Origin of the sequence: Psychromonas ossibalaenae ATCC BAA-1528 (genome assembly GCF_000381745.1) — a bacterium.
Taxonomy (GTDB): Bacteria; Pseudomonadota; Gammaproteobacteria; order Enterobacterales; family Psychromonadaceae; genus Psychromonas; species Psychromonas ossibalaenae.
The window spans coordinates 1-21,401 of record NZ_KB907005.1 but is presented as its reverse complement, the minus strand read 5'-3'; the positions used below and the strand labels follow the sequence as shown (position 1 = coordinate 21,401).

Here is a 21,401-nt window from a genome sequence, read left to right as displayed (position 1 = left end):
AGCAATAGCTGCAGGCTCAGCTGATAGCTGAGCCTGATTTTCATAAAGCCTTTTCTAACACTTCTTCAATAGTTATCGGTTTAAAGTAAAAGAAGCCCTGCGCCACATCAGCATTTAACTTAAGCAGCAGATCCACCTGCTCTTGCGTTTCTACCCCTTCAACGACTACCCGCATATCTAAGTCCTGACAGATTTTTAACATCGCAGATAAAACTGCAAGTGCTTTTGGATCTCTGCAGATATAACTGACAAAGGAGCGGTCAATCTTGATCACATCTAAAGGCAGCTTAAGCAGATAAGAAAGAGATGAATAACCTGCCCCGAAATCGTCCAGGCATAAGATAAAGCCGAGTTCTTTTAACTCTTTTAAATGCTGAATCGCCATATCGCTGCGTACTAAGGCATTCTCAGTGATTTCTATCTCTACCCGGCTTAAATCAGCAGCGGTTTCATTAATAATCACTTTCAGTTCGTCAATAAAATCACAATGATGTAATGAATTAGCTGAAAAATTAACCGAGATAGGTTTTGTTATCTGCGGGTAGTTTTCAATCATCTCAAGAGACTTGCGGAACACATACATATCGAGATCAAAATACAAACCAGACTGTTCAGCAATAGGAATAAATGCATTAGGAGAAATAATGCCTTTTATCGGATGATTCCAGCGGATTAATGCTTCGTAACCGACAACTGCTTGAGTGGTCATCGACACCTTAGGCTGCAGCAGCAGAAACAGCTCATGCTTAGCCAGACCATTACGCAGATCAGCTAAAAGATCTAAATGGGCACGCTTATCATCTTCCAGCTTAGGTTCAAAAATCTGCCCTACACCGCGCTGATGCTCTTTGGCAACTTTTAAGGCAATCTCTGCATGACGCAGCAGCTGTTCCACGTCAAATCTTTCAACCGCTAAATCACACTCAGCTTCCCCTACCGTGACCCCTAAACGGAGCGAATTGCCCTCCAGTAAAAAAGGTTTAGAGCATTCACGGGTCAAATCTCTAAAATCCCAGTCAGTATCGGGTAGTAACAACGCAAAAACATCCGAATGCAGACGACTAAGAATACCAGAGGACGCAAAACCCCGATTCAAAGCAGAGGTCATCGCATTCAGCACTTTATTCCCAAATTCAAAACCAAGACTTTCAATAATTTCATGAAAATAATCAATATCGATAATAAACAGAGTGATTTTATGCTTACTGCGCCGATAAATGTCAACAGCATTATCAATAAAACCGACACGGTTATATAAACCGGTTAACGCATCATAAAAAGCAGCATGGTTAAGATGAGTGAAAAACTTAGCATTTTCTAAACCAAGCGACACATTTAAGCAGAATAGTTTTAATAATTCTTCATCAATATCATTTAAGTTTAATGCACCATCCATTACCACCACCCCTTCCCAGCCGGAAGGGGTTGATAAATAAATACTGCACAACCTGTCGTTATCGATATTTCTCTTTTCCGTTAATGCCTGTAAAGCCAGTCGACTTGCCTCATTGTCAGTTATCTCCTGCAGATCTTTACCATAATACTGATTGTACAAATCAGAAGCGGCAACCACGTAAAAGGAGTTAGTTTTAGTCCTAGTATGATCAAAGTCGTGCGGCCCTTTTAAAGGACGCTGCGAAACACAGAACATGCCCTGTGCAGACAAATGAAATAACGCATTAATCTGCTGTAATACACCACTGGCAAATTTATGAACAGAGCGCTCTTTCATCAAGCTGGCAGACGCCCCTATGACATTTTCCAAGCCTGCTTTACTTTCATCTAATGCGACTAAATGACTGTATGAACGGATTGCAGTAGCAATAGAGGTATACAGCTTATCTCGGGTTAATTCACTTTTTGTTTTATAATCATTAATCTCGTAACGATTAATAATTTCTTCTTCGGGTGAGTATCCAGGCTGCCCCGTTCTTAAAATAATCTGCAGGTTTTCATATTTTAATTCAGTGCGAATTCGATCCGCAAGCAGCAGGCCTGCATCGGAACTTTCCATCACCACATCGAGCAGAACAGCGGCACAGTCAGGGTTATCCTGCAGAAGCTTAAAACCTTCTTTGCCGGAATATGCACTGATAAAATTTAATTTCATACCCTGCACTTTTGCACCGGACATCGCTAAACGGGTCACATCATGCACCCCAACTTCATCATCAATAATGGCAATTTTCCATACCTTGCCTTCTTCATGCGAAGATGCCTGCGTATCCTCATCATCAATAATATTAATCATAAAATCATTCATAAATGTCATCCTTTTTCGCTGGTGCTATAAGAGGCAGCCTGATTTCAAATGTAGTCCCTATTTCACTTTCCACACGGATTTCCCCGCCCATAATATTATGGACAATATTATGGACAATATTTAATCCGAGTCCCGAGCCCCCTCTTCCCAGTTTGGTAGTGTAAAACGGGTCAAAAAGCTTACCAATAAACTCTTCTTTGACCCCTATACCGTCATCGGAGAACAGTATCTGCAGCTGCTCGGATACTATAGAGAAGCTGATATGGACCTCACCTTGATCACGCCCCTCAAAGGCATGAAGCATGGCGTTATTAAATAAATTAGTGATCACCTGCCCTAAAGGACCCGGATAACTGTCCATTTCAATATCATCAGGCCCCTCTACAAAAAACTGAATATGGGTGCGTTTAATGCAGTGATGCAGTGTAGACATTATTTCATTAAACGTTTCTAATACATTAAACACCCGGCGTTTAGAGCTGGTCTGATCCGTTGCCACCTGCTTAAAATTATTAATAAGATTAGAAGCCTGTGCAAGAGACAGCGTCAGAAGCTTAAATGACGCTTTACTCTCGTTTTCAAAATGCGCTAATGAAGAACGTTTTAATTCACCCGATTTTACCTTATCAAGAAAACGCCGATGATTTCTATTCAGTGTAGTCGACATAGTGACACTAATGCCCAGCGGCGTATTTATCTCATGAGCGACACCGGCAACCAGGGCGCCTAATGAAGCCATTTTTTCAGTAGCAATAAGCTGCGACTGGGTTTCTTTTAACTGCTCTAACGCATGCTCAGCGGTGATTTTTTCACTGAGCAGTGCATCTTTCATCTGACTTTCACGAAAACGCAGCGCATCAAGCTCTGACAGTTCAGTCTGAAACTGTTTTAAACTGTCTAAAACCTCCGTTAACTCATCATTGCGGCTGAACTCTTTCATTTTAAAGTCCCGCTCGCCTTTTCTTAACTTATCTATAGCAATCGTTATATGAGTAATCGGAAGAATAACGGTCCGCCCTACATAAAAAAGAATTGAAACCGTTAAGATGATAATAACGGCTGTTGACAGACCTAAAACCCACGACAAATTATTTGCCAGCAAACCTAAACCATTCATAGAGGCGTTAACATTCTGCCTGGCATCAGAAGATAAGGCTGCTAGTATCAGCTCAGCTTCGCTAAAACTCTGATGCTCTAATTCATCAATGGCCTGCATCGCTTTAACTTTACTGCGGGCACTGTAGATATCAAAAACCAACTCTCCGCGCGATTTTAGCTCATTAAATAAACGCTCTATTTCATTGATACGAATAATTTCATCCAGATTTTGCTCAAGCGGTTTTATCAGGGACAGGTAGGATTCAAACTGCAGGCCGTCAGTATAAAAACTGCGTTTGGCATCTAACTGTCCCAGTATAAAACGATCCAGAGCAGCTAACATATCTCCCGCAAGATCAACAAGCTCAAGGTAGTAACGCACAGCCGGCAGATCATCATTTACAATCTCAACAAAGTTACTACCGGAACCCGCATCAGAAATTTCTTCGTTTTTCATCTGCCTTAAAAGAGTTTCGAGTGGTTTACCAACATTCTCAATTAAATCATTAATCTGCTCAGCACTTTTTTTTTCCAGACTGGGATCATAAACCAGAAAGACACCTTTCTCAGCAGCTTCTCTATGCGCCAGAATAATTTCAGTCACCTGCTTAATCGTATTATTCTGCGCACTGTCTTCAGGAATAAGCTCTTTAAAACGAAAAAGCTTATCAAAATTTCGATAGTACTCCTGCCGCTCTTCACGCTCACCTGTTACGTATTCAAGCAGGTTAGCATTCATTTTTCCTAATTCACTAAGCATAGCGAGAGTATTTAGTGCAGCCGGCATATCATAGTTAATGACTTTACTGCTCGACTTGTTAACCTGCTCTCCGACATAAATAACCACAATCGAAAATGACATCATCACCAGTATGATCAAGCCGAGAATGACATTAATTCGAAATAAGATAGAGCGGCGCTTCATTTACCTTCCTCATATTTACAGCAGAAGGTAAAAATTGAACCAAACTGCTGTAGGAAAGTGTAGTACGAATATGACATTTATGATGTTCAATAAACTCATGAACCTATTGAGTTATAAACCAAAAATAAAAATTGTGAGTAAAATCTAGGTTTTCGGCCAGGGCAGTTTTTCTAATCTGCCGAAGCTGTGAATTTTTGACAAAAACGCCTCAGATAAAAACAATTGTCCCTGCTTCGGTAAAGCCTGAAACGAATAATTTTGCTTATTTAAGCTGAAATCAAGCTGGTAGGCATGCAGATAGCCTCGGTCATACAAAGACTCCTGAGCAGCCTTCTCTGCATATAAGGGATCGCCGCAGACTGGGCTGCCGATACTTTTAAGCGCCACACGAATCTGATGAGTTTTGCCGCTATGCGGTTTGACAATAAATAAACGTATACCTTCGGAGCAGAAAAAACTGAAAAACTGCGTGATCGCAACATTGTCCTTTTTCTGGGTCAGTTTCCACATTGAACGCCGGGACTTCTCCATGCCCCCTTTTATCAGACCTTGTTTCTTTTTCGGTTTTTTATCACTTAAAGCCAGATAATATTTGTGAATCCGGCGCTCAGCAAATAAAGCAGCCAGCTGCGCGGCGGTTTGTGATGATTTAGCCAGCAGCAGTAAGCCGGATGTCATTTTATCAAGCCGGTGCACACTATAAAGTTTACAGGCAAGTGCTTTTTCTGCAGCCACTACCACACCAAACTCACCGTCTTCGCTGTGAAAGTTGATATCAGCCTGTTTATTGATAACAACAAAATCGCTGTTTTCAAAAACTAAAGAAAAATAAGCATTGTAGACCGACAGCTCTGCGCTATCTATTTTAGGCATAAGCGATATCCTGAGTTGAAAAGTGCCCTAATCGACCCAGCAGTGCCGGTAATGAATCGACAATTTCAGGCATATCCGGCAGCTGCGAAAATAACAGCTGTATCTGTGCGTCAGCGCTGTCAGGCGATGCAAGTTTACTCAGCAGCATCAGACTGGTCTGCAGCAGCTGCTCAGGTTCACTGCCGGGCTGAAGGTTCAGACTTTGCCAAAGCGCTTCGATACTTTGAAAAGCCGATAGATAACCAGCGGCAAAAACACGACCTTGAGCTGTGACCTGCAGGCCCTCATCCAGCCATTGATCCGTCGGCAGAGATAAAGGCAATGACTGCTGATAACAGCTTAAGCAGTGTTCATAGAAGTGCAGTGTAGAAGCGGCAAAATCAACCGCCATCTGCTCATCACTAAATGACGGCGCGCTATCTTCAGCCCATAAAAACGGCATCCACTGTTCAACTTCAATCTGAATAGGCGCAGCTGCAATCGACGTTATAAACCCTATAATTTCACTACACTCGCGTGCATTTTTTTTTATTTCCGGGATTTCACAAACATTGAACAGTAGTTGATAAGCTTTATCTGCCATTATATGTTTCCTTTAAATAACAAAAAGCCTACCAGAGGGTAGGCTTTAAAGATTTAATACTCAGTCAGCTTTTAGAATAAAGCGTGAGATAAATCGTATAAGTCCTGACGGAACGGACGTTTCATATCTTCTAAACATTCAATGATATCATGGTGAACCATTGCACCATTCTGAATACCGATACAGCGGGCAATTTCTCCCTGCATAAGCAGCTCAACACCGTAAGCCCCCATACGGCTTGCTAAAATACGGTCAAACGCCATTGGTGCACCACCACGCTGAATATGACCTAAAATAGTCGCACGTGTTTCACGGCCGGTTTTAGCTTCAATACGTTTCGCCAATTCATTTACATCGGTGATATGCTCAGTAATCGCAATAATGGCATGCTTTTTACCTTTATCTTCACCATGCTGAATCTGATTTACCAGTTCATTTTCATCAAACTCAGCTTCCGGTACAATGACGTACTCACTGCCGCCGGCAATGGCCGCCCAAAGCGTAAGATCACCACAGTAACGGCCCATGATTTCAACAATTGAAATACGGTTATGCGAAGAAGATGTATCACGCAAACGGTCAACGGCATCAACAATTGTATTCAAACAAGTCATGAAACCAATAGTGTAGTCTGTACCGGCAATATCATTATCAATTGTGCCGGGAATACCAATACACGGATACCCCATTTCACTCAGCTTTTTAGCACCCATGTAAGAACCGTCACCACCGATAACGATAAGCGCTTCGATACCGTGTTTTTCCAGGTTTTTAATCGCTTCTTCACGTACGCTGACTTCCTTGAATTCAGGAAAACGCGCACTGCCTAAAAAAGTACCGCCACGGTTAATAATGTCAGACACCGAGTGACGCTCTAATTTTTCAATTTTATCAGCGTGAAGCCCTGCATATCCGTCATAGATACCGTAAACTTCGATATCATTCGCAATACAGCAGCGCACTACTGCGCGTACAGCAGAGTTCATACCCGGCGCGTCGCCACCACTTGTTAAAACACCAATTTTTTTAATCACTTGCTACCTCGACCAATTATAGAAATTGACAATAGTTAATATACAAATTGTTATACGCTGAAAATAGACTCTATGAATGACCTATCCAGCCTTTTAATCCTGCGGTAACTCTTATTTAATTAATTATTTATTATTATTTAAAAACTTAAGTTACCTAGTAAAAGCAGTTTACCCTGTTTTTCAGCACATGTGGTTAAATGATCATAAAGATTCTATAAAATGCATAAATAATCATCTGTCCCAGATAATAACGGCTTAAATTGTGGTAAATCTACTAACAATATAGGAATTATCTTACAGTAATTTTTTTCTTTCTTTGTTCTTTCGCAAGTTCATCTGAAATAAGTCTTTCGTCTTGTCATCTGATTGTCATAAACCAACTTTACAGTTACAGCATACTCAAACAAAAGAGAGAGATAAAAATGAAAAATAAAAAAAGAACACTGCGTAATAAACACATCTGGTATTCAGTCTGGAACGCAAAAACAGATGCTCCCAGCCCTAAATGTGATGCGCTTTACCGCCCTATTAGAGTTTCCAGCAAATAAAAAACAGGTCCGGGACCTGTTTTTTATTAAGCAGATCAATCAGCAGACCGTACTACAATTAAACCTGCAGAAACAGCCCCTCAATTTAACCTAACCTATCCGATGCAACTTTGTAAGACGGATCTTCAATAATATTCACTTCAACCAGAACGCCGGCTTTATGAAGCAGCTTACGGCAGTCTGGGCTTAAATGACGAACATGTACTTTTTTACCTTCCTTAACATAACGGTCAGTTAATACACTAATCGCTTCGATTGCAGAATGATCCGCAACACGAGATGATGCAAAATCAACAATCACATGGCGGGGATCATTTTTCACATCAAATAGTTCTAAGAAATTACTTACAGACCCAAAGAAAAGAGGACCGGTTATCGCATAAGTTTTTTCTTTTTCATCTTCACTTGATTCAGTGACAGCATGAATATGACGAGCATGTTCCCATGCAAAAACTAATGCCGATACAATCACACCAACAAATACAGCAACCGCTAAATCAGTTAGAACGGTTACTACGCTTACCAGTACAATAACAAAGGCATCTTTTTTAGGCACCTTGCGCATCATTTTAAATGAAGCCCATTCAAATGTACCTAATACAACAATAAACATAACACCAACCAGTGCGGCCAGCGGTACGACTTCAATTAAACCCGACGCAAACAGGATAAACGCCAGTAATGCTAAAGCGGCAGTTATACCTGATAAACGGCCTCGACCGCCGGAGTTAATATTAATCATGGACTGGCCTATCATGGCGCAGCCGCCCATACCGCCGAATACGCCGTTAACCATATTTGATGCGCCCTGGGCAATACATTCTTTATTTGCACGACCACGTGTACCAGTCATTTCATCAACAACTGTCAGCGTTAATAAAGATTCAATCAGCCCAACCGCGGCAAGAATTAATGAGTAAGGTAAAATAATCTGTAGTGTTTCTAATGAGAATGGTACGGCAGGAATAGCAAAGGTAGGCAGTGAACCGGCGATGGTCGCAGTTTCATCACCTGACATAGTACGCAGGAAATCAACAACAGTACGCGTGTCTAATGCAGGCACAAAATAAACCAGCAGAGTTACAACAACAATTGCGGCCAGTGTTGACGGCACTGCAGTGGTTAATTTCGGCAGAAAATGAATAATAGCCATAGTCAGCAGCACTAACCCAAGCATAATATATAGTGCAGAGCCCTGCATCCATACAAATTCACCGGCAGCATTTTTTACTTTGAACTGTCCAAGCTGCGCTAAGAAAATAACGATAGCCAGACCGTTTACAAAACCGATCATTACCGAATGCGGTACCATACGGATAAATTTACCAAGATGGAATACCCCGCATATAACCTGAATCAAACCAGCCAGTAGTACAGCGGCAAACAGATACTGCACACCGTGATCGGAAACTAAAGATACCATGACTACAGCCATCGCACCTGTTGCACCTGAAATCATACCTGGACGGCCGCCGAAAACAGCGGTAATTAACCCCACCATAAAGGCAGCATACAAACCGACCATGGGATCAACACCGGCAACAAATGCAAATGCAACCGCTTCTGGTACCAATGCAAGTGCTACGGTTAAACCCGATAACACATCATTTTTGACACTGTTCTTACTGAACTGGGGAAATTCAAACACTGCTTATAATTCCTTAATTAACGCGAATACCAGCCGTATGCGAAAATATTTTCGGAATACGATTGCTACAATAAAGTTGGGCGCAAATTATAGACAGTTTTGAGATCAAGTTCAAAAAAACATTTGTCTTTTCCTGATACAGCTCAATAAAACTACTTTTCTTCAGCTGACTGTATGGTATCTTGATAAATCTGCATATTCTGCGCCTGCTGCTGCATTGCCAGCTGCTGTAAAACAGTTTCTCGGGCATCTTCATTGTTAGATAAATAATAAGCGGTCGGGGCAGAGATAGTCTCGCCGTTACCTGTAACCATATTCGCCATATCGACATGAACTTGATACTGAAGCTGTGCTTTTTTAAACTGCGCATACTGCTGCAGTTTATCACCCGTTGGCGGATTTTCCGGCAAGCCGGGCAGAGGCACGGCTGAAATCTTATTATTTATATTGGTATTTGTAACCGATGAGTTATCAGTCTGAGCAAGCTGCATCGCCTGTGCAGAAATACTGACCTGCACTCCGGGTTCGGCAGCGGAATTTATTTTTACTGCTTCAGCAGCAGGCGCTGAAGCAGCTGTTACCATTGACTGGATCTATTGATAACCATTGATGTGCATAAATAGACGGCCTTAACTTAAGAGGAATCCGCATCCTGCATAGTTTGCTTTTTACTCAATTGCAGAGCAAAAAGCATCTAAATCCATTTCAGCATGAATATACTTCAATCACAAAAATAATAAACAACAGTTCATATTAAGGTGAAAGCTCTGTCTCTCTTTCCCAGGCTTTCTGATGATATTGGTAAAGCTGATTTGAGCCTAAATAGTTAGCCTTCACTTTATCTGCATCGTCATAAAAACCTTTATTAAATACAAATGCCCCTTGTAATAACGGTGGTGTTAACCAGGATGTATCAACCGCCAGATCTGCAACGCGTTGTAAACGTTTACTAGCACTTGAACCACCTTTAACGCCAATAGACCATCCCCATTCACCAAAGGAAGGAACATTCTGATGGTACTGTTCAACCTGAGTAAATTTAGCCTGCCGCATTGTTTTTGCTACAGAGATAAAGGCATTCTGCGCATGGAATGGCGAGGTTGACTGCACCACCATCACTCCGTCGCCGTTTAACAGATGATTCAGGCGGTAATAAAAATTAACACTGTATAGTTTATTTAAATCCGGATGACTCGGATCCGGCAGATCAACAATAACCGCATCAAAGGTCTGCTTGTTCTGCAGTAATTTATCAATAGCAATAAACGCATCATCATTAATCACATTAACCCTGGGATCATTAAAACTATTGCCGGTTAAGCGCTCAACTTTAGCCGCCAAATAATCCGGAAGCTGATTTTGCGGGTCTTTAAACAAAGCGACTAAATCCGGATCCAGATCCACTAAGGTCACTGACTTAGGCTGCCACTTCAGTACTTCACGCAGTGCCAGTCCGTCTCCTCCCCCGATAATCAGAATATTGTCCTGGCGGGCAGATGCCTGCATTGCCGGGTGTACTAAAAACTCATGGTAAATCTGTTCATCTAAACTTGAAAACTGCAGACGGCCGTTAATATAAAAGTTATAAATAGGCTCCATTTCGCCGCCTAAATGACGCTGTGTGAATACCAGATTCTGATAAGGGGTTTGTGTCTGGTAAACCACTTTGTCCAGATAAAGCATATTCTGCATCTGTTTCTGCCAGTGACCGCCATATTGAAAAACCAGCACTACCAGCACTGCTAACAGTGCATGACCTAATAATAACGTTTTAACATGTTTTAAATACTTTCTAAAACGCATCAAAAATATAAAACCGGCAATAAGATTAAGCGTTGCCGTCAGGGCGGCCGCCTGGCTTATTTCAATGCGCAGCATAATTAAAACCCAAATCGCCGCACCGACACCTGCACCAATATAATCAGCCCCGTAAATTGTGCCGGCATTATTGGCTAAATGCTGTCCGTAAACGGCTTCTCTGATACGCGCAATTAACGGGATCTCCATACCGATAAAAAAACCTAATATAAAGGCAAACAGATAGGGAAGCTGCGTGCTCAGCCAGTTAAGCTGCGCGAGAAACCCGCCCTGCGGCAGAGCATCCATCGGTATTTGATATGTTTCTGCAATTAGCTGCGGTAAAGTCTGATTAAAAGCGATAACGGAGGCAATAAACAGTGTCGAGCTGCATCCGATAAAAGCCACTACTAGCTCTAAAATAACAAAGCCTTGAAACTCATCTTTTATTTTTTTAGCGGCAAATGCACCTAATCCCATAGAGACAATCATAATGCCGATAATTGCATAAATGACTGTTTCCACACTGCCCAGAATTCGTGCAGAATAATGCGAAAGAAGATACTCATAAATCATGCCGCAGCAGGCAAGAGTCGCCATGATCAATATCAGCAGGCTGTCATCAATCAGCAGTTTCAGTTTTTTCGGATCACGCATTACTTTTCTCTATTTACAACATAAAAAAAGGCCATCAAATGATGACCTGTTAAATTTGTTTTTTTATTTTTTATTATCAGATAATTTACCCTGTTCGGGTTATGTCATTAACGCCATCAGCAATAATGCAATTGAAAATGAGGTAGTTAGCTCAATTGTTGCAATCCCGATATTCTGCTGGTCTTCAACCTCTTCTCTGCGGTTAATTCCCCATAACACAATATATTTCGCCAGCGTGGTTAACAGGGTTAATGAAGCCATTAATATCAGACTCATCACAGCCCACTGACTGATACCTACCCATAAATTCTGAGCATCATAACTGATAAAGTAACTAGCGGCAGTCACCGACATTGCCGTCGAAATCAGATAACCTGAATAACGAATAGCTAAAGCTGTATGACAGCCTTCCAATGTAGCCTGAAAACTTACACCGTTATTACGACTGTACTGCCACTCAAATACACGGGTGATAATCACCAGCATAATCTGTGATACAATCCAGGCAGAAGCCAGTGCAATAAAGGTACTGATATCAAGTCCCTCAACCCAGATCAAAGCGGCACGGACCACAATTGCCGTCGCAATAACCGAGGCGGCATCAACGATACCGACTGAGATATTTCTCTTTAGTATCTGTTCATGTTTATTAAATTCCGGCAGAGCAAACTTATCATGAATAAAGCGTCCGGCTTTAATCATAATTAAACCAGCAAGGCCGTAGCTAAGCATACCTATTAATTCTATAGTGTATGAGCCGGCTAACTCTCCGGTAATAGCGCCGCTTAACGCAATACCCATAGCCGCTACACCACCAGCCAGACTGATACCGTAAGCAAAATTATCTTTTTTGGACAGTTCGTCTTTGGTATCAACATTACCAATAAACCCCATGGTATAACGAATGCCGCCTAATAAAAGAATCGCCACCGCCATATCGATCAGCAGATACCCGATCAGACCACTGTTATGCCCTAACGTTGTTATTAATTCATTCATATTTAAACCTTATTTTCCTCGGCTTATACCGCGTGAAGTTGTCGATTTACTATTACGGAAACTGCTTGATGATTTTGTTTTTGAATAACTTGATTTACCAGAAAAAGGCGCTGCTTTTTGAGCCTGACGACTAGAAGTAGACATACGGCTTGCACCTGTTTTTGATTTTGCATAGGGGCTTTTGAAGCCGCCTTTACCGGCAAACTGTTTCTTAGTTTTTTTAGCCAGATTATCCTGTGTTTTTACCTGCTGCGGCGAGGTATAACGGTTGCGTCCATAATCATTGTAATAACTATAGTCACGGCGTGACGACCAGCGGTCATAGTAAACAGGACGGGGCGACAAAGCAGAAAACATCGCATACATGCCGTACCACTGCCAGAATGATGCACCGGTACTGCTGGTCTGCCATTGACCGTAACCCGGATTACCAACTAACTGACTGCCGGCACCATTATCTTCAGCGCCGTTAGCCGTCAAACTCTGCTGCCTGCTAATTGCATTAACACGTGCCAGTTTACCATCGGACATATCTGCAATAACATTAATTGGATCAGAAAGCGCATCATTAAATAGAGCCGGATCAGAAGCTTCAATGAGATTTTCCGTTTCAAACAACTGCGCTTCAATATCACCGATTACCTGAGGCTGCTCTTTAACCGTTTTTAAACGCTGCATCAGCCCCTGAAACATAGGGCCGTCTTTAGACGCATCACGGCTCAACTGCCCCAGCAGGGATTTAAGTTCCGGTTTCTCTTCACTGAGCAGTTTTGCATATTCCCGTAATATCATGGCATTACGTATAGAATTACTGTCGAGGTTTGATCCTAAATTCTGCAGTAGATAATCAGCTGTTTTCACATTCGCATCGATGCGATCCTGCCGGTCATCACCACAGGCAGCCAACATGAAACTCAGGCAAAAAATAAGTAATACTTTAATTTTCATTACTCTTCCTAATTCGATAAGTGGTCAATCACACGCAGCAGATCATCATGCGTATCTATACCGGCAGGCGGTATTTCGCAGGCCTGCTGCACATGAATTTTATAACCGTGCCATAACACGCGTAATTGCTCAAGCTTTTCAATTGATTCTAATGGAGAAATGGACAGCTGCGCATATTGTGCAAGAAAATCAACCCGATATGCATAAATACCGATATGCCGCTGCAGACTGCCTGGGTCAACAGACTGCTGCTGCTGATTTTCAGCGGTATAGTTATCGCGATCCCATGGAACCGTTGCCCGGCTGAAGTATAACGCCATATTATTTTTGTCGGTAACAACTTTAACAGCGTTAGTATTAAAAACATCTGCACAGTCAGTAATCGGCGCACTGAGTGTTGCTACACTGGCATTGTCATTATTATGCAGATTAGCCGCCACCTGGCTGATCACCGCCGGTGGAATCAAGGGCTCATCCCCCTGCACATTGACAATTATTTCATTTTCAGAAAAATGATATTGTCGGCAGACTTCCGCTAAACGGTCAGTTCCCGACTCATGATCAGCTGAAGTCATACATACTTCAATATTCGCTACATTCGTTAAAACATCACTAATGCGCTGATCATCAGTTGCTACAATCACCCGTGAGGCACCACTTTTTAATGCCTGCTCTGCAACCCGTTCAATCATGGTTTTACCAAGAATATCCAGCAGAGGTTTTGCCGGTAAACGAGTTGAATGATAACGAGCAGGAATAACAACGATAAAAGACATAGTTAGATTTCCTCGTCAGCCGTAATAATACGCGCCCTAACCTGCAGCAGTGCCGGAATACCGTCAACAACCGGATAGGCAAGGTGATCTGGTTTACAGATAAGTTCATTGGTTTCTTTTTTGTAACCGAGTTTGCCTTTGCATACTGGACAGGCAATAATATCTAACAATTTAACGTCTAACATTTTCTTTCCTTAATCTTACTTAACAACTGATCTTTAAAAGCTGACGGCAGCTCTGCTGTTATCGGCAGATACCACCAGTTAGGCTGAGCAAAAGTACTACATTTAACCGCGTCTTTTTCTGTCATCAGCAGCGGAAGCTGTGCAGAGAACTGTTTAAAATCATCACTGCTGAAAGCGTGATGATCAGCAAAAGAGACGCTGTTGTTAATAACAAACTGCTGCTGGGTTAATGTATTAAAAAAACGCTGCGGATAACCGATAGCGGCACAGGCATTAACTCTGCTGCCGAAATCTAATTGACCCGACTGGCCGTCAACACGCAGACAAGTGTCCGGCTGCAGCTGCATAGTAATTTCACCATTTTTCTGTTCGCCGTTATTAATTACAAAATCAACACTGTCTAAGCGCGATAATGTCTCTCTTAACGGTCCCATAGGAATTAAATGATTATTGCCGTAACGGCGGACACCATCAACAATAACAATTTCAATATCACGCTGCAGCGCATAATGCTGCAGGCCGTCATCGGTAATAATGATATCAACTGAGCAGTGCTTCGCTAAGTATGCGGCCGCATCGGCACGAACCGGATCCACCACAACAGGAATACCGAGTCGTTTGTAAATTAACAGCGGCTCATCACCGGCCTCTTTACCACTAACGTTATCATCAACCAGAAGCGGATAAGCACTACTTTTACCGCCGTAACCACGACTGATAACGCCGGGTTTATAACCCTGTTCAATTAAAAATTCACATAACCAGAGAACAAAAGGTGTTTTGCCGTTGCCGCCGACAGAAATATTGCCCACCACAATCACCGGCAGTTCACTGCGGAAGCTCTTAAGAACACCGGCTTTAAATAACAGACGGCGCATGCGGCTTATCCACAAAAACAGCAGTGACAACGGATATAAAAACCAACACCACCAGGTTAACGGACGATACCAGAAGCCCACTACAACTCTCCTGAAGCTTGTAATTTGTTTAAACTGTGATAAATCGCTTCTTTAGCCAGTAGTTCATTATGTGTGCCACGTTCAACAACCTTACCGTCATCAATAACCAGAATCTGATCTGCATGTTCAATGGTTGAAAGGCGGTGTGCAATCACCAGTGAAGTTCGGTTTTTCTGCAGCTCATCAAGAGCAGCCTGAATATGACGTTCAGATTCGGTATCAAGTGCTGATGTTGCTTCATCTAAAATCAAAATCGGCGCATCACGCAGTAAGGCCCGTGCAATAGCAAGGCGCTGACGCTGCCCGCCGGACAGCATAGTACCGTTTTCACCGATAACCGTGTCTAAACCTTCAGGAAAACGTTTAATAAATTCCATCGCATGCGCCGTTTCCGCAGCCTTAATAATATCTTTGCGGCTGTATTTATCTTCACTTGCATAAGCAATATTATTCGCAATGGTATCGTTAAACAGATGTACATTCTGCGAAACAATCGCAACCTGGCTACGCAGAGAGGCCAGTGTGTAATCTTCAATATTCACACCGTCCATGGTTATTTCACCGCTGTCAATATCATAAAAACGCGTTAATAAATTAGCAATGGTTGACTTACCGCTGCCCGAGCGTCCGACTAAAGCAAAGGTTTGTCCTGCCTCAACCTTAAAGCTGACTTTATTTAAAGCCGATTTTTCAGCTTCAGGATAAGTAAATACGATATCTTTTAACTCTATCTCACCTTGTGCACGACTGACGGTTTTTGTTCCCTCATCTTTCGCCATGGTCATATCTAAAATACTGAATAAACTATTGCTGGCGGCGATACCACGCTGGATCTCTGCGTTGACCTGGGTCACTGCTTTTAAGGGTTTCATCAGCATCATCATATAAGTAATAATAACCGTAAATTTACCCGGTGTCAGCGTATCCATAATTTCCGGGAAAGTCGCCAGGTAAAGAACAAATGCCAGAGCAAATGAAGCAATAGTCTGAATAACCGGCACGCTGATCGCGTTAGCACTGGTCATTTTCATATTCTGTGAGCGGACCGTATTGCTGACATGCTCAAATCTCTCTTTCTCAACATCCTGGCCGCCGAACATTAATACTTCTTTATGGCCTTTAAGCATCTGCTCAGAAGAGGTTGTCACCAGCCCCATGGCATCCTGTATACCTTTACCTATTTTACGGAAACGTCTGCTGACAATACTGATAGCAACTGCAACAATCGGCCCAATAACAAAAAACACCAATGACAACTGCCAGCTAAGGTAAAACATCATGGCAATAAAACCGATCGCCGTTGCGCCTTCGCGGAATATTTTTACCAGCGCATTACTGGCGGCATTAGACACCTGACTTGCATCATAGGTGATTTTAGAAAGCAGGTCGCCGGTATTGGTTTTATCAAAAAAGCTGATCGGCAGCGCCATTAACTGGTTAAACAGCTGACGCTGTAATTTCATCACAATGTGATTACCTACCCAGGCCATACAGTAGGAACTTAAAAAAGCGGCAACCCCGCGAGCTGCAACAATCAACACCACAAAAATAGGCATAAAAGTTAAAATACTCGGATCTTCGCCGGTTAAACCTTTATCGATTAGCGGTTGAATTGAAAATACGAAAGCAGTATCAACAGCAGCATAACCTACCATGCCTACAATGGCGCCGAATAAACCTAACTTAAACTCTTTTACATAACCGACTAAACGTTTAAAAACCAGCCAGCTGCTTTGTTCATTGTTTTCCATGGAAATACCAATTATTTTAATAATTAAACAACTTAATCACCCAGCTGTTTAGTATGTTGAGAGAGACAAAGAATGATGATACCAATAAGAGGCAAGATCTTCTCTATATGTTTGCATGTTAATGTGCTGTTTTTCTATATTAAAACGAATAAAACCATTTAAACCGCTGTTTACAGACATTACCCCTTGTTTTTTATAGCGCAGTTTTACCTCTTGTGCAGGAAATCCCCAATGATTCATAAAACCGGCACTATAAATTACCCGTTGAGGGGCAACCGCTTTGATAAAAGTTTCACTGGAGGAATGCTTACTGCCGTGATGCGGGGCCAGTAACAAATCACTTTGCAAACGGCCGCCGTATTTCCGGACTAATAACAGTTCTTGTTTCTTTTCAATATCACCGGTTAACAGAAGCGAATTGAAGCCGTCCGTGATGCGCAGTACACAGGAGTTATTATTATTCTTTTTAGTGATTAGAAACGGCGATAATACTTCTATCGACAGACTGCCTAACTGCCGTTTTTGTCCAGCCCGGCAGAGACGACTGTTCCCCGGCAGCGGTTCATTTTCAGACAACGGCTCACCCAGCAGGATGTGCTTAGGTTTAAACTCTCGATTAATAACAGAAAAACCACCAGCATGGTCAATATCACTGTGACTGATAATAAAATAATCTAAGTGCTTTATGCCTAACAGACTCAAATAAGGCTGAATTTCAACGGAAGCCGTTGTAAACCCAGAAGGGTAACGGGGGCCGCTGTCATACAATAAGCTCTGCCCTGCACTCCTGACCAGCACGCCTAATCCCTGCCCGACATCAAAAACTTCAACAAACCATTTTATCGAATTTTTCCGCTCAGTCCGCAACTCATAAAGCAGAACAAAACTCAGCATTAACACCGCACAAACAAAGCTGAGCCGCCGTTGTACCGTTCCGTGAAAATAAAGCATAGATAAAACAATGCTCAGCAGAGCAAATAAGATAATCATATTTGACTGCGGCAGTGAAAAACTCCGATATACCGAAGCCCCCTGCCCAAAGATAAAAAAGAAAAAAGTAATCAGTTGATCTGCACAATAAAACAACCACAGTGCAGCCGGCTCAGAGAAAAGAGAAAACAGCGTCCCCAATAAAGTCAGTGGAATAATCAACAGTGAAAAAAGCGGGACTGCGATAAGGTTAATCACCGGCGTTAAAACACTGAAAGCAGAAAAACTAAACAACTGTATCGGCATCATCAGCAAAGTTAAACCTAACTGAATCATACACAACAGCTTCAGGTAGCCGAGGGTATTATCCAGCAGCTTGTTTCGCTTACTTTTAAACGGTCCGTTTCCAGCTTTCGGGAAGCGCCATAAAACGGCAGCGATCAGGCACACGGCAGAAAAAGACAACCACAGACTTAAACTCAGTACCGCTAGCGGATCCCATAATAAAATAACAAACAGGGTCATGGCAATTAAATCAAAAAATGCACACTTACGCTTCATGGATAAAATAAGCACAGCAAATGACAGCATCAGAAATGCACGCTGCGTCGGCAGTGAGAACCCAGCAAGATAAGCGTACAACAGCGCGGCCCCCAATGCGCCCGCACTCGCTAAGCGCCAGCTTATCCATCCCAGATAGGATCCTGGTAAAGCAGTATTTACTAAAAAGTGTACCAATAGGTAAGCAAATGAGAATAAAAGGCCGATATGCAGGCCGGAGATAGCAAACAGATGGGATATGCCAAGCTTTGTGATTAGCGCTTTCTGCTCAATAGTGATCAGTGACTTATCTGCAAAAGAGAGTGCTAAAATAATGCCTTGCTGGGTAAGCGGCTCGCTAACCTGTTTTACTTTCTGATAAAAACGTCCGCGAAAGGATAAATCCGAAGATATTTCCTGCAGGTGCTCTTTGATAGTCACCTGATAAGCAATATGTTCAGAAAAAGACCATTTCTGACGGTCAAAACCGCCTGGGTTGGCACGCCCGTAAACAGGCTTAAACGAGACTCTAAAGCGGTGTTTCTGCCCGGCATTCACCTCCACTGACGGTTTATACCAGCGCATCTCTAATCTTGGCGAATAATTTAAGTGATTTCCATCAAGTTCAATTAAGTTAGCCCTAAAATAGCCCTGGTTTTGGGGGCTTATTAATGAACTGACCTGCACAACTATGTTATGGTCTTGCCCGTCAACTGTTTCTTGTAATGAAGATGAGTTAGATAGAGGCAAATTAATATCATTTACAGGATAAGGCAGGCTTCCAGTTAAAGTTAAATTTGCATAGAATGTGAAATATAAGGCAGATAATGGAATAACCGCTAAAATACGAATACTGCGGATGGTTAGCAGCAGTAAAAAAATAACCAGACAAACAATAATGCCCTGATAATTCAGAAGCTGCGGCCAGAATAAGCTTGAAATAAAAACAGCAATCGATAACCACAAAACGGTACGCATTGTCATTCAAACTCACTAAATAAAATTTTAATTATATGCCAAAAAAATTCATTCAGCGTTTTTCTCCTAAACCGGAAACATTAAAAGCACACCCTCACCTCAAGCATTTCGGCGAAGCTTTACATAATCCCAATTTATGGCATTTAAATAGGCGCAGTGCTGCCGGTGCCGTCGCAGTCGGATTATTCTGCGCCTGGATGCCGATCCCGTTTCAGATGGTCTTAGCCGCCGTTCTAGCGATGGTTTTTTCTGTCAATCTGCCTTTATCTGTCGCTTTAGTGTGGATTTCAAACCCCATTACCATGCCTCCGCTGTTCTATGCGGCCTACCGTTTAGGCGCTTTTTTATTAGGGGAGCCGTTAGTTGATTTTCATTTTCACCTGTCCTTTGAGTGGCTTGCTCAGATGCTTGAAACCATTGCGCCCGCATTATTATTAGGCTGCTCTATTCTCGGCTTATCATGTGCACTATTAGGGTACTTGCTGTTTCGTGCTTTCTGGCGTTTTAGTGTTGCCAGAAAGTGGCTCGGCCGCAATAAAAAATAAAATATTCAATGCTGCTCAGCAGCATTTTAATAAACTCTACCTAAAAGTATGATCCAGCTCTGCTATCTTCTAATAAAAACCCGTCCGTAAATTCCCCATAGTACTTTGGTGCTACAATTTTTTACTCGATGACTGATCGTTTTCACTACTTTTTTATCGTTCAGCTGCTTCATAGTTCAAAACCTGGACTAGTATCTATAAACATATTTTCAAAATACGAACGGCGACAAAAATAAAACAAATATCAAATTGTTAACTAAGTCGCTAACTTTTTATATCTAAACTGTCATAATAAATTTAAGTTTTAATTAAGTTCTTTACTTGTACTAATTAATGAACGGACGAAACTATGGATGAAATGATTCGCATTATTAGAAAATTCCTTACCCTGATAATCTTACTGAGCATAACTTTCAGCAGTTCTGCGGATCCCATTGATGATTATATTGCAGTCAGCCTCTACCTTGGAGGGCGGATAAGTTCGGATCTTACTGATAATCAAACAGGTGAGCCGGTCAAGGCCAGTGACGATTTTGCGCAGACATTAGCATTCACCTGGCACCACAGCAGAAATAAAGAAGGTGAGCTGTTGTTTTCTAACGCCAGCCAGGATATACAAGTGTCGGGTGAAAATAATAGTTCAGCGGAACTTAATACCACCTATCTGCATTTTGGCGGCAGGGCTTTATTTACAAAACCTGACAGTGCCTTTTCAAGTAGTGTCGGCTTAGGTCTCGGCGCCACATTTCTAACTCCGGATGAAAGCAAATATGATAATGAAATAGCCCTTTCCGGTAATATCAGCGGCGGCATTCGTTATCAGTTAAATGACAAATGGGCGCTGCGCAGTGATCTGCGTATATATGGTACGGTGCTTAATTCAAACAATTCGCTTTTTTGCGGCGAGGGACAGTGTCTGGTAAAACTAGAAGGCGAAGTCTACGTACAGACAGATTTAATGGCAGGTGTTGAATATAAGTTTTAACTTTTCGATAAGCGCATATAAATAAAAACAGCGCTCAATGCGTAATGCCGATCAGTTAAGAAAAATCTATTGATTTTTAACTGAATAAGATCAAAATCCGATGTTCACAAAACATCGGATTTTTTTATGCAACTATCAACAGCACTTTCCCAGGTATCACTTAATCACTTCACTGAATTTACTGGCCTTAACGAGCTATTAGCACCTGAGTTAGTTACTGATTCACTATCTCAAACTGGCGTGGCTACGATAAGAAAACGTAAGCTCCCTATGGAACAAATGGTTTGGGCTGTTATTGGCATGGCATTATTTCGCAAGTACTCAATGCGCCAACTGGTTAATCAACTTGATATTATCCTTCCAAACGGTACGCCTTATG

Annotated in this window: 19 protein-coding genes; 4 read left to right on the top strand and 15 right to left on the bottom strand. The window is 42.0% G+C overall.

Translation table 11 applies throughout. From position 1 onward, the window contains the following. Positions 1 to 40: 40 nt before the first annotated feature. The 5 genes from G327_RS0116720 to pfkA form a co-directional block, all read right to left on the bottom strand. Positions 41 to 2,263, bottom strand: a complete 2,223-nt coding sequence (locus G327_RS0116720; RefSeq protein ID WP_019615952.1) for an EAL domain-containing protein — start codon at positions 2,261 to 2,263, stop codon at positions 41 to 43. Beyond that, entirely contained in the window at positions 2,256 to 4,286 is a 2,031-nt protein-coding gene (locus G327_RS26180; RefSeq protein WP_019615951.1) for a sensor histidine kinase, read from the bottom strand. Before G327_RS26180 ends, G327_RS0116720 begins: the two co-directional genes overlap by 8 nt. Positions 4,287 to 4,430: 144 nt before the next feature. Next, the gene (locus G327_RS0116710; RefSeq protein WP_019615950.1) at positions 4,431 to 5,159 is read right to left on the bottom strand and encodes a TIGR01621 family pseudouridine synthase; all 729 of its coding nucleotides are present in this window, start codon (positions 5,157 to 5,159) and stop codon (positions 4,431 to 4,433) included. Further along, positions 5,152 to 5,742, bottom strand: a complete 591-nt coding sequence (locus tag G327_RS0116705; protein ID WP_019615949.1) for a UPF0149 family protein — start codon at positions 5,740 to 5,742, stop codon at positions 5,152 to 5,154. The genes G327_RS0116710 and G327_RS0116705 overlap by 8 nt, the downstream gene beginning before the upstream one ends. A gap of 71 nt (positions 5,743 to 5,813) precedes the next feature. Continuing rightward, a complete protein-coding gene (gene pfkA, locus G327_RS0116700) occupies positions 5,814 to 6,776 on the bottom strand; it encodes a 6-phosphofructokinase (protein ID WP_019615948.1) in 963 nt (320 codons plus the stop codon). A 422-nt stretch (positions 6,777 to 7,198) separates the two neighbouring features. Between pfkA and G327_RS27565 the strand changes: the two genes are divergently transcribed. After that, complete coding sequence (locus tag G327_RS27565; RefSeq protein ID WP_281167239.1) at positions 7,199 to 7,324, top strand: hypothetical protein; 126 nt, start codon at positions 7,199 to 7,201, stop codon at positions 7,322 to 7,324. An 85-nt stretch (positions 7,325 to 7,409) separates the two neighbouring features. On the opposite strand, the gene G327_RS0116690 is transcribed toward G327_RS27565, so the two are convergent. From G327_RS0116690 to G327_RS0116645, 10 genes are all read right to left on the bottom strand, one after another. Continuing rightward, positions 7,410 to 8,972, bottom strand: a complete 1,563-nt coding sequence (locus tag G327_RS0116690) for a SulP family inorganic anion transporter (protein ID WP_019615946.1) — start codon at positions 8,970 to 8,972, stop codon at positions 7,410 to 7,412. A 152-nt stretch (positions 8,973 to 9,124) separates the two neighbouring features. Then, positions 9,125 to 9,556, bottom strand: coding sequence for a hypothetical protein (locus G327_RS26175; protein WP_019615945.1), 432 nt, complete (start codon positions 9,554 to 9,556; stop codon positions 9,125 to 9,127). Positions 9,557 to 9,725: 169 nt separating this feature from the next. After that, positions 9,726 to 11,426, bottom strand: a complete 1,701-nt coding sequence (locus G327_RS0116680; RefSeq protein WP_019615944.1) for a polyamine aminopropyltransferase — start codon at positions 11,424 to 11,426, stop codon at positions 9,726 to 9,728. Positions 11,427 to 11,525: 99 nt separating this feature from the next. Continuing rightward, positions 11,526 to 12,425, bottom strand: a complete 900-nt coding sequence (locus G327_RS0116675; protein ID WP_019615943.1) for a DUF350 domain-containing protein — start codon at positions 12,423 to 12,425, stop codon at positions 11,526 to 11,528. Between the two features lie 9 nt (positions 12,426 to 12,434). Then, positions 12,435 to 13,373 carry a hypothetical protein gene (locus tag G327_RS0116670; protein ID WP_019615942.1) on the bottom strand — a complete coding sequence of 313 codons (939 nt, stop codon included), beginning with the start codon at positions 13,371 to 13,373 and terminating at the stop codon, positions 12,435 to 12,437. Positions 13,374 to 13,381: 8 nt separating this feature from the next. Beyond that, complete coding sequence (gene kdsB, locus G327_RS0116665; protein ID WP_019615941.1) at positions 13,382 to 14,149, bottom strand: 3-deoxy-manno-octulosonate cytidylyltransferase; 768 nt, start codon at positions 14,147 to 14,149, stop codon at positions 13,382 to 13,384. Positions 14,150 to 14,151: 2 nt separating this feature from the next. Then, positions 14,152 to 14,334: a Trm112 family protein gene (locus G327_RS0116660; RefSeq protein ID WP_019615940.1), complete on the bottom strand. Its 183-nt coding sequence runs from the start codon at positions 14,332 to 14,334 to the stop codon at positions 14,152 to 14,154. Continuing rightward, complete coding sequence (gene lpxK, locus G327_RS0116655) at positions 14,328 to 15,293, bottom strand: tetraacyldisaccharide 4'-kinase (RefSeq protein ID WP_019615939.1); 966 nt, start codon at positions 15,291 to 15,293, stop codon at positions 14,328 to 14,330. The genes G327_RS0116660 and lpxK overlap by 7 nt, the downstream gene beginning before the upstream one ends. Further along, positions 15,293 to 17,044 carry a lipid A ABC transporter ATP-binding protein/permease MsbA gene (gene msbA, locus G327_RS0116650; RefSeq protein WP_019615938.1) on the bottom strand — a complete coding sequence of 584 codons (1,752 nt, stop codon included), beginning with the start codon at positions 17,042 to 17,044 and terminating at the stop codon, positions 15,293 to 15,295. Before msbA ends, lpxK begins: the two co-directional genes overlap by 1 nt. A 48-nt stretch (positions 17,045 to 17,092) precedes the next feature. After that, positions 17,093 to 19,498, bottom strand: a complete 2,406-nt coding sequence (locus G327_RS0116645; protein ID WP_019615937.1) for a DNA internalization-related competence protein ComEC/Rec2 — start codon at positions 19,496 to 19,498, stop codon at positions 17,093 to 17,095. A gap of 29 nt (positions 19,499 to 19,527) precedes the next feature. Here G327_RS0116645 and G327_RS0116640 point away from each other — a divergent pair, with 29 nt between their 5' ends. The 3 genes from G327_RS0116640 to G327_RS0116630 all read left to right on the top strand — a co-directional run. Further along, positions 19,528 to 20,037, top strand: a complete 510-nt coding sequence (locus tag G327_RS0116640) for a DUF2062 domain-containing protein (protein WP_019615936.1) — start codon at positions 19,528 to 19,530, stop codon at positions 20,035 to 20,037. A gap of 349 nt (positions 20,038 to 20,386) precedes the next feature. Beyond that, positions 20,387 to 21,022, top strand: coding sequence for a porin family protein (locus tag G327_RS0116635; RefSeq protein WP_019615935.1), 636 nt, complete (start codon positions 20,387 to 20,389; stop codon positions 21,020 to 21,022). 126 nt (positions 21,023 to 21,148) lie between these two features. After that, the coding region (locus G327_RS0116630; protein ID WP_019615934.1) for a transposase domain-containing protein at positions 21,149 to 21,401 on the top strand (253 nt) is incomplete at its 3' end.

Bases quoted from the DNA above. Each gene is read 5' to 3' on its own strand.
- G327_RS26180 (WP_019615951.1), bottom strand. From the start codon at position 4,286: ATGAAGCGCCGCTCTATCTTATTTCGAATTAATGTCATTCTCGGCTTG.
- G327_RS0116660 (WP_019615940.1), bottom strand. From the start codon at position 14,334: ATGTTAGACGTTAAATTGTTAGATATTATTGCCTGTCCAGTATGCAAA.
- G327_RS27565 (WP_281167239.1), top strand. From the start codon at position 7,199: ATGAAAAATAAAAAAAGAACACTGCGTAATAAACACATCTGGTATTCA.
- G327_RS26175 (WP_019615945.1), bottom strand. From the start codon at position 9,556: ATGGTAACAGCTGCTTCAGCGCCTGCTGCTGAAGCAGTAAAAATAAAT.
- G327_RS0116635 (WP_019615935.1), top strand. From the start codon at position 20,387: ATGGATGAAATGATTCGCATTATTAGAAAATTCCTTACCCTGATAATC.
- G327_RS0116640 (WP_019615936.1), top strand. From the start codon at position 19,528: ATGCCAAAAAAATTCATTCAGCGTTTTTCTCCTAAACCGGAAACATTA.
- msbA (WP_019615938.1), bottom strand. From the start codon at position 17,044: ATGGAAAACAATGAACAAAGCAGCTGGCTGGTTTTTAAACGTTTAGTC.
- G327_RS0116710 (WP_019615950.1), bottom strand. From the start codon at position 5,159: ATGCCTAAAATAGATAGCGCAGAGCTGTCGGTCTACAATGCTTATTTT.
- G327_RS0116645 (WP_019615937.1), bottom strand. From the start codon at position 19,498: ATGACAATGCGTACCGTTTTGTGGTTATCGATTGCTGTTTTTATTTCA.
- G327_RS0116670 (WP_019615942.1), bottom strand. From the start codon at position 13,373: ATGAAAATTAAAGTATTACTTATTTTTTGCCTGAGTTTCATGTTGGCT.
- G327_RS0116720 (WP_019615952.1), bottom strand. From the start codon at position 2,263: ATGAATGATTTTATGATTAATATTATTGATGATGAGGATACGCAGGCA.
- G327_RS0116680 (WP_019615944.1), bottom strand. From the start codon at position 11,426: ATGCGTGATCCGAAAAAACTGAAACTGCTGATTGATGACAGCCTGCTG.
- kdsB (WP_019615941.1), bottom strand. From the start codon at position 14,149: ATGTCTTTTATCGTTGTTATTCCTGCTCGTTATCATTCAACTCGTTTA.
- G327_RS0116705 (WP_019615949.1), bottom strand. From the start codon at position 5,742: ATGGCAGATAAAGCTTATCAACTACTGTTCAATGTTTGTGAAATCCCG.
- G327_RS0116675 (WP_019615943.1), bottom strand. From the start codon at position 12,425: ATGAATGAATTAATAACAACGTTAGGGCATAACAGTGGTCTGATCGGG.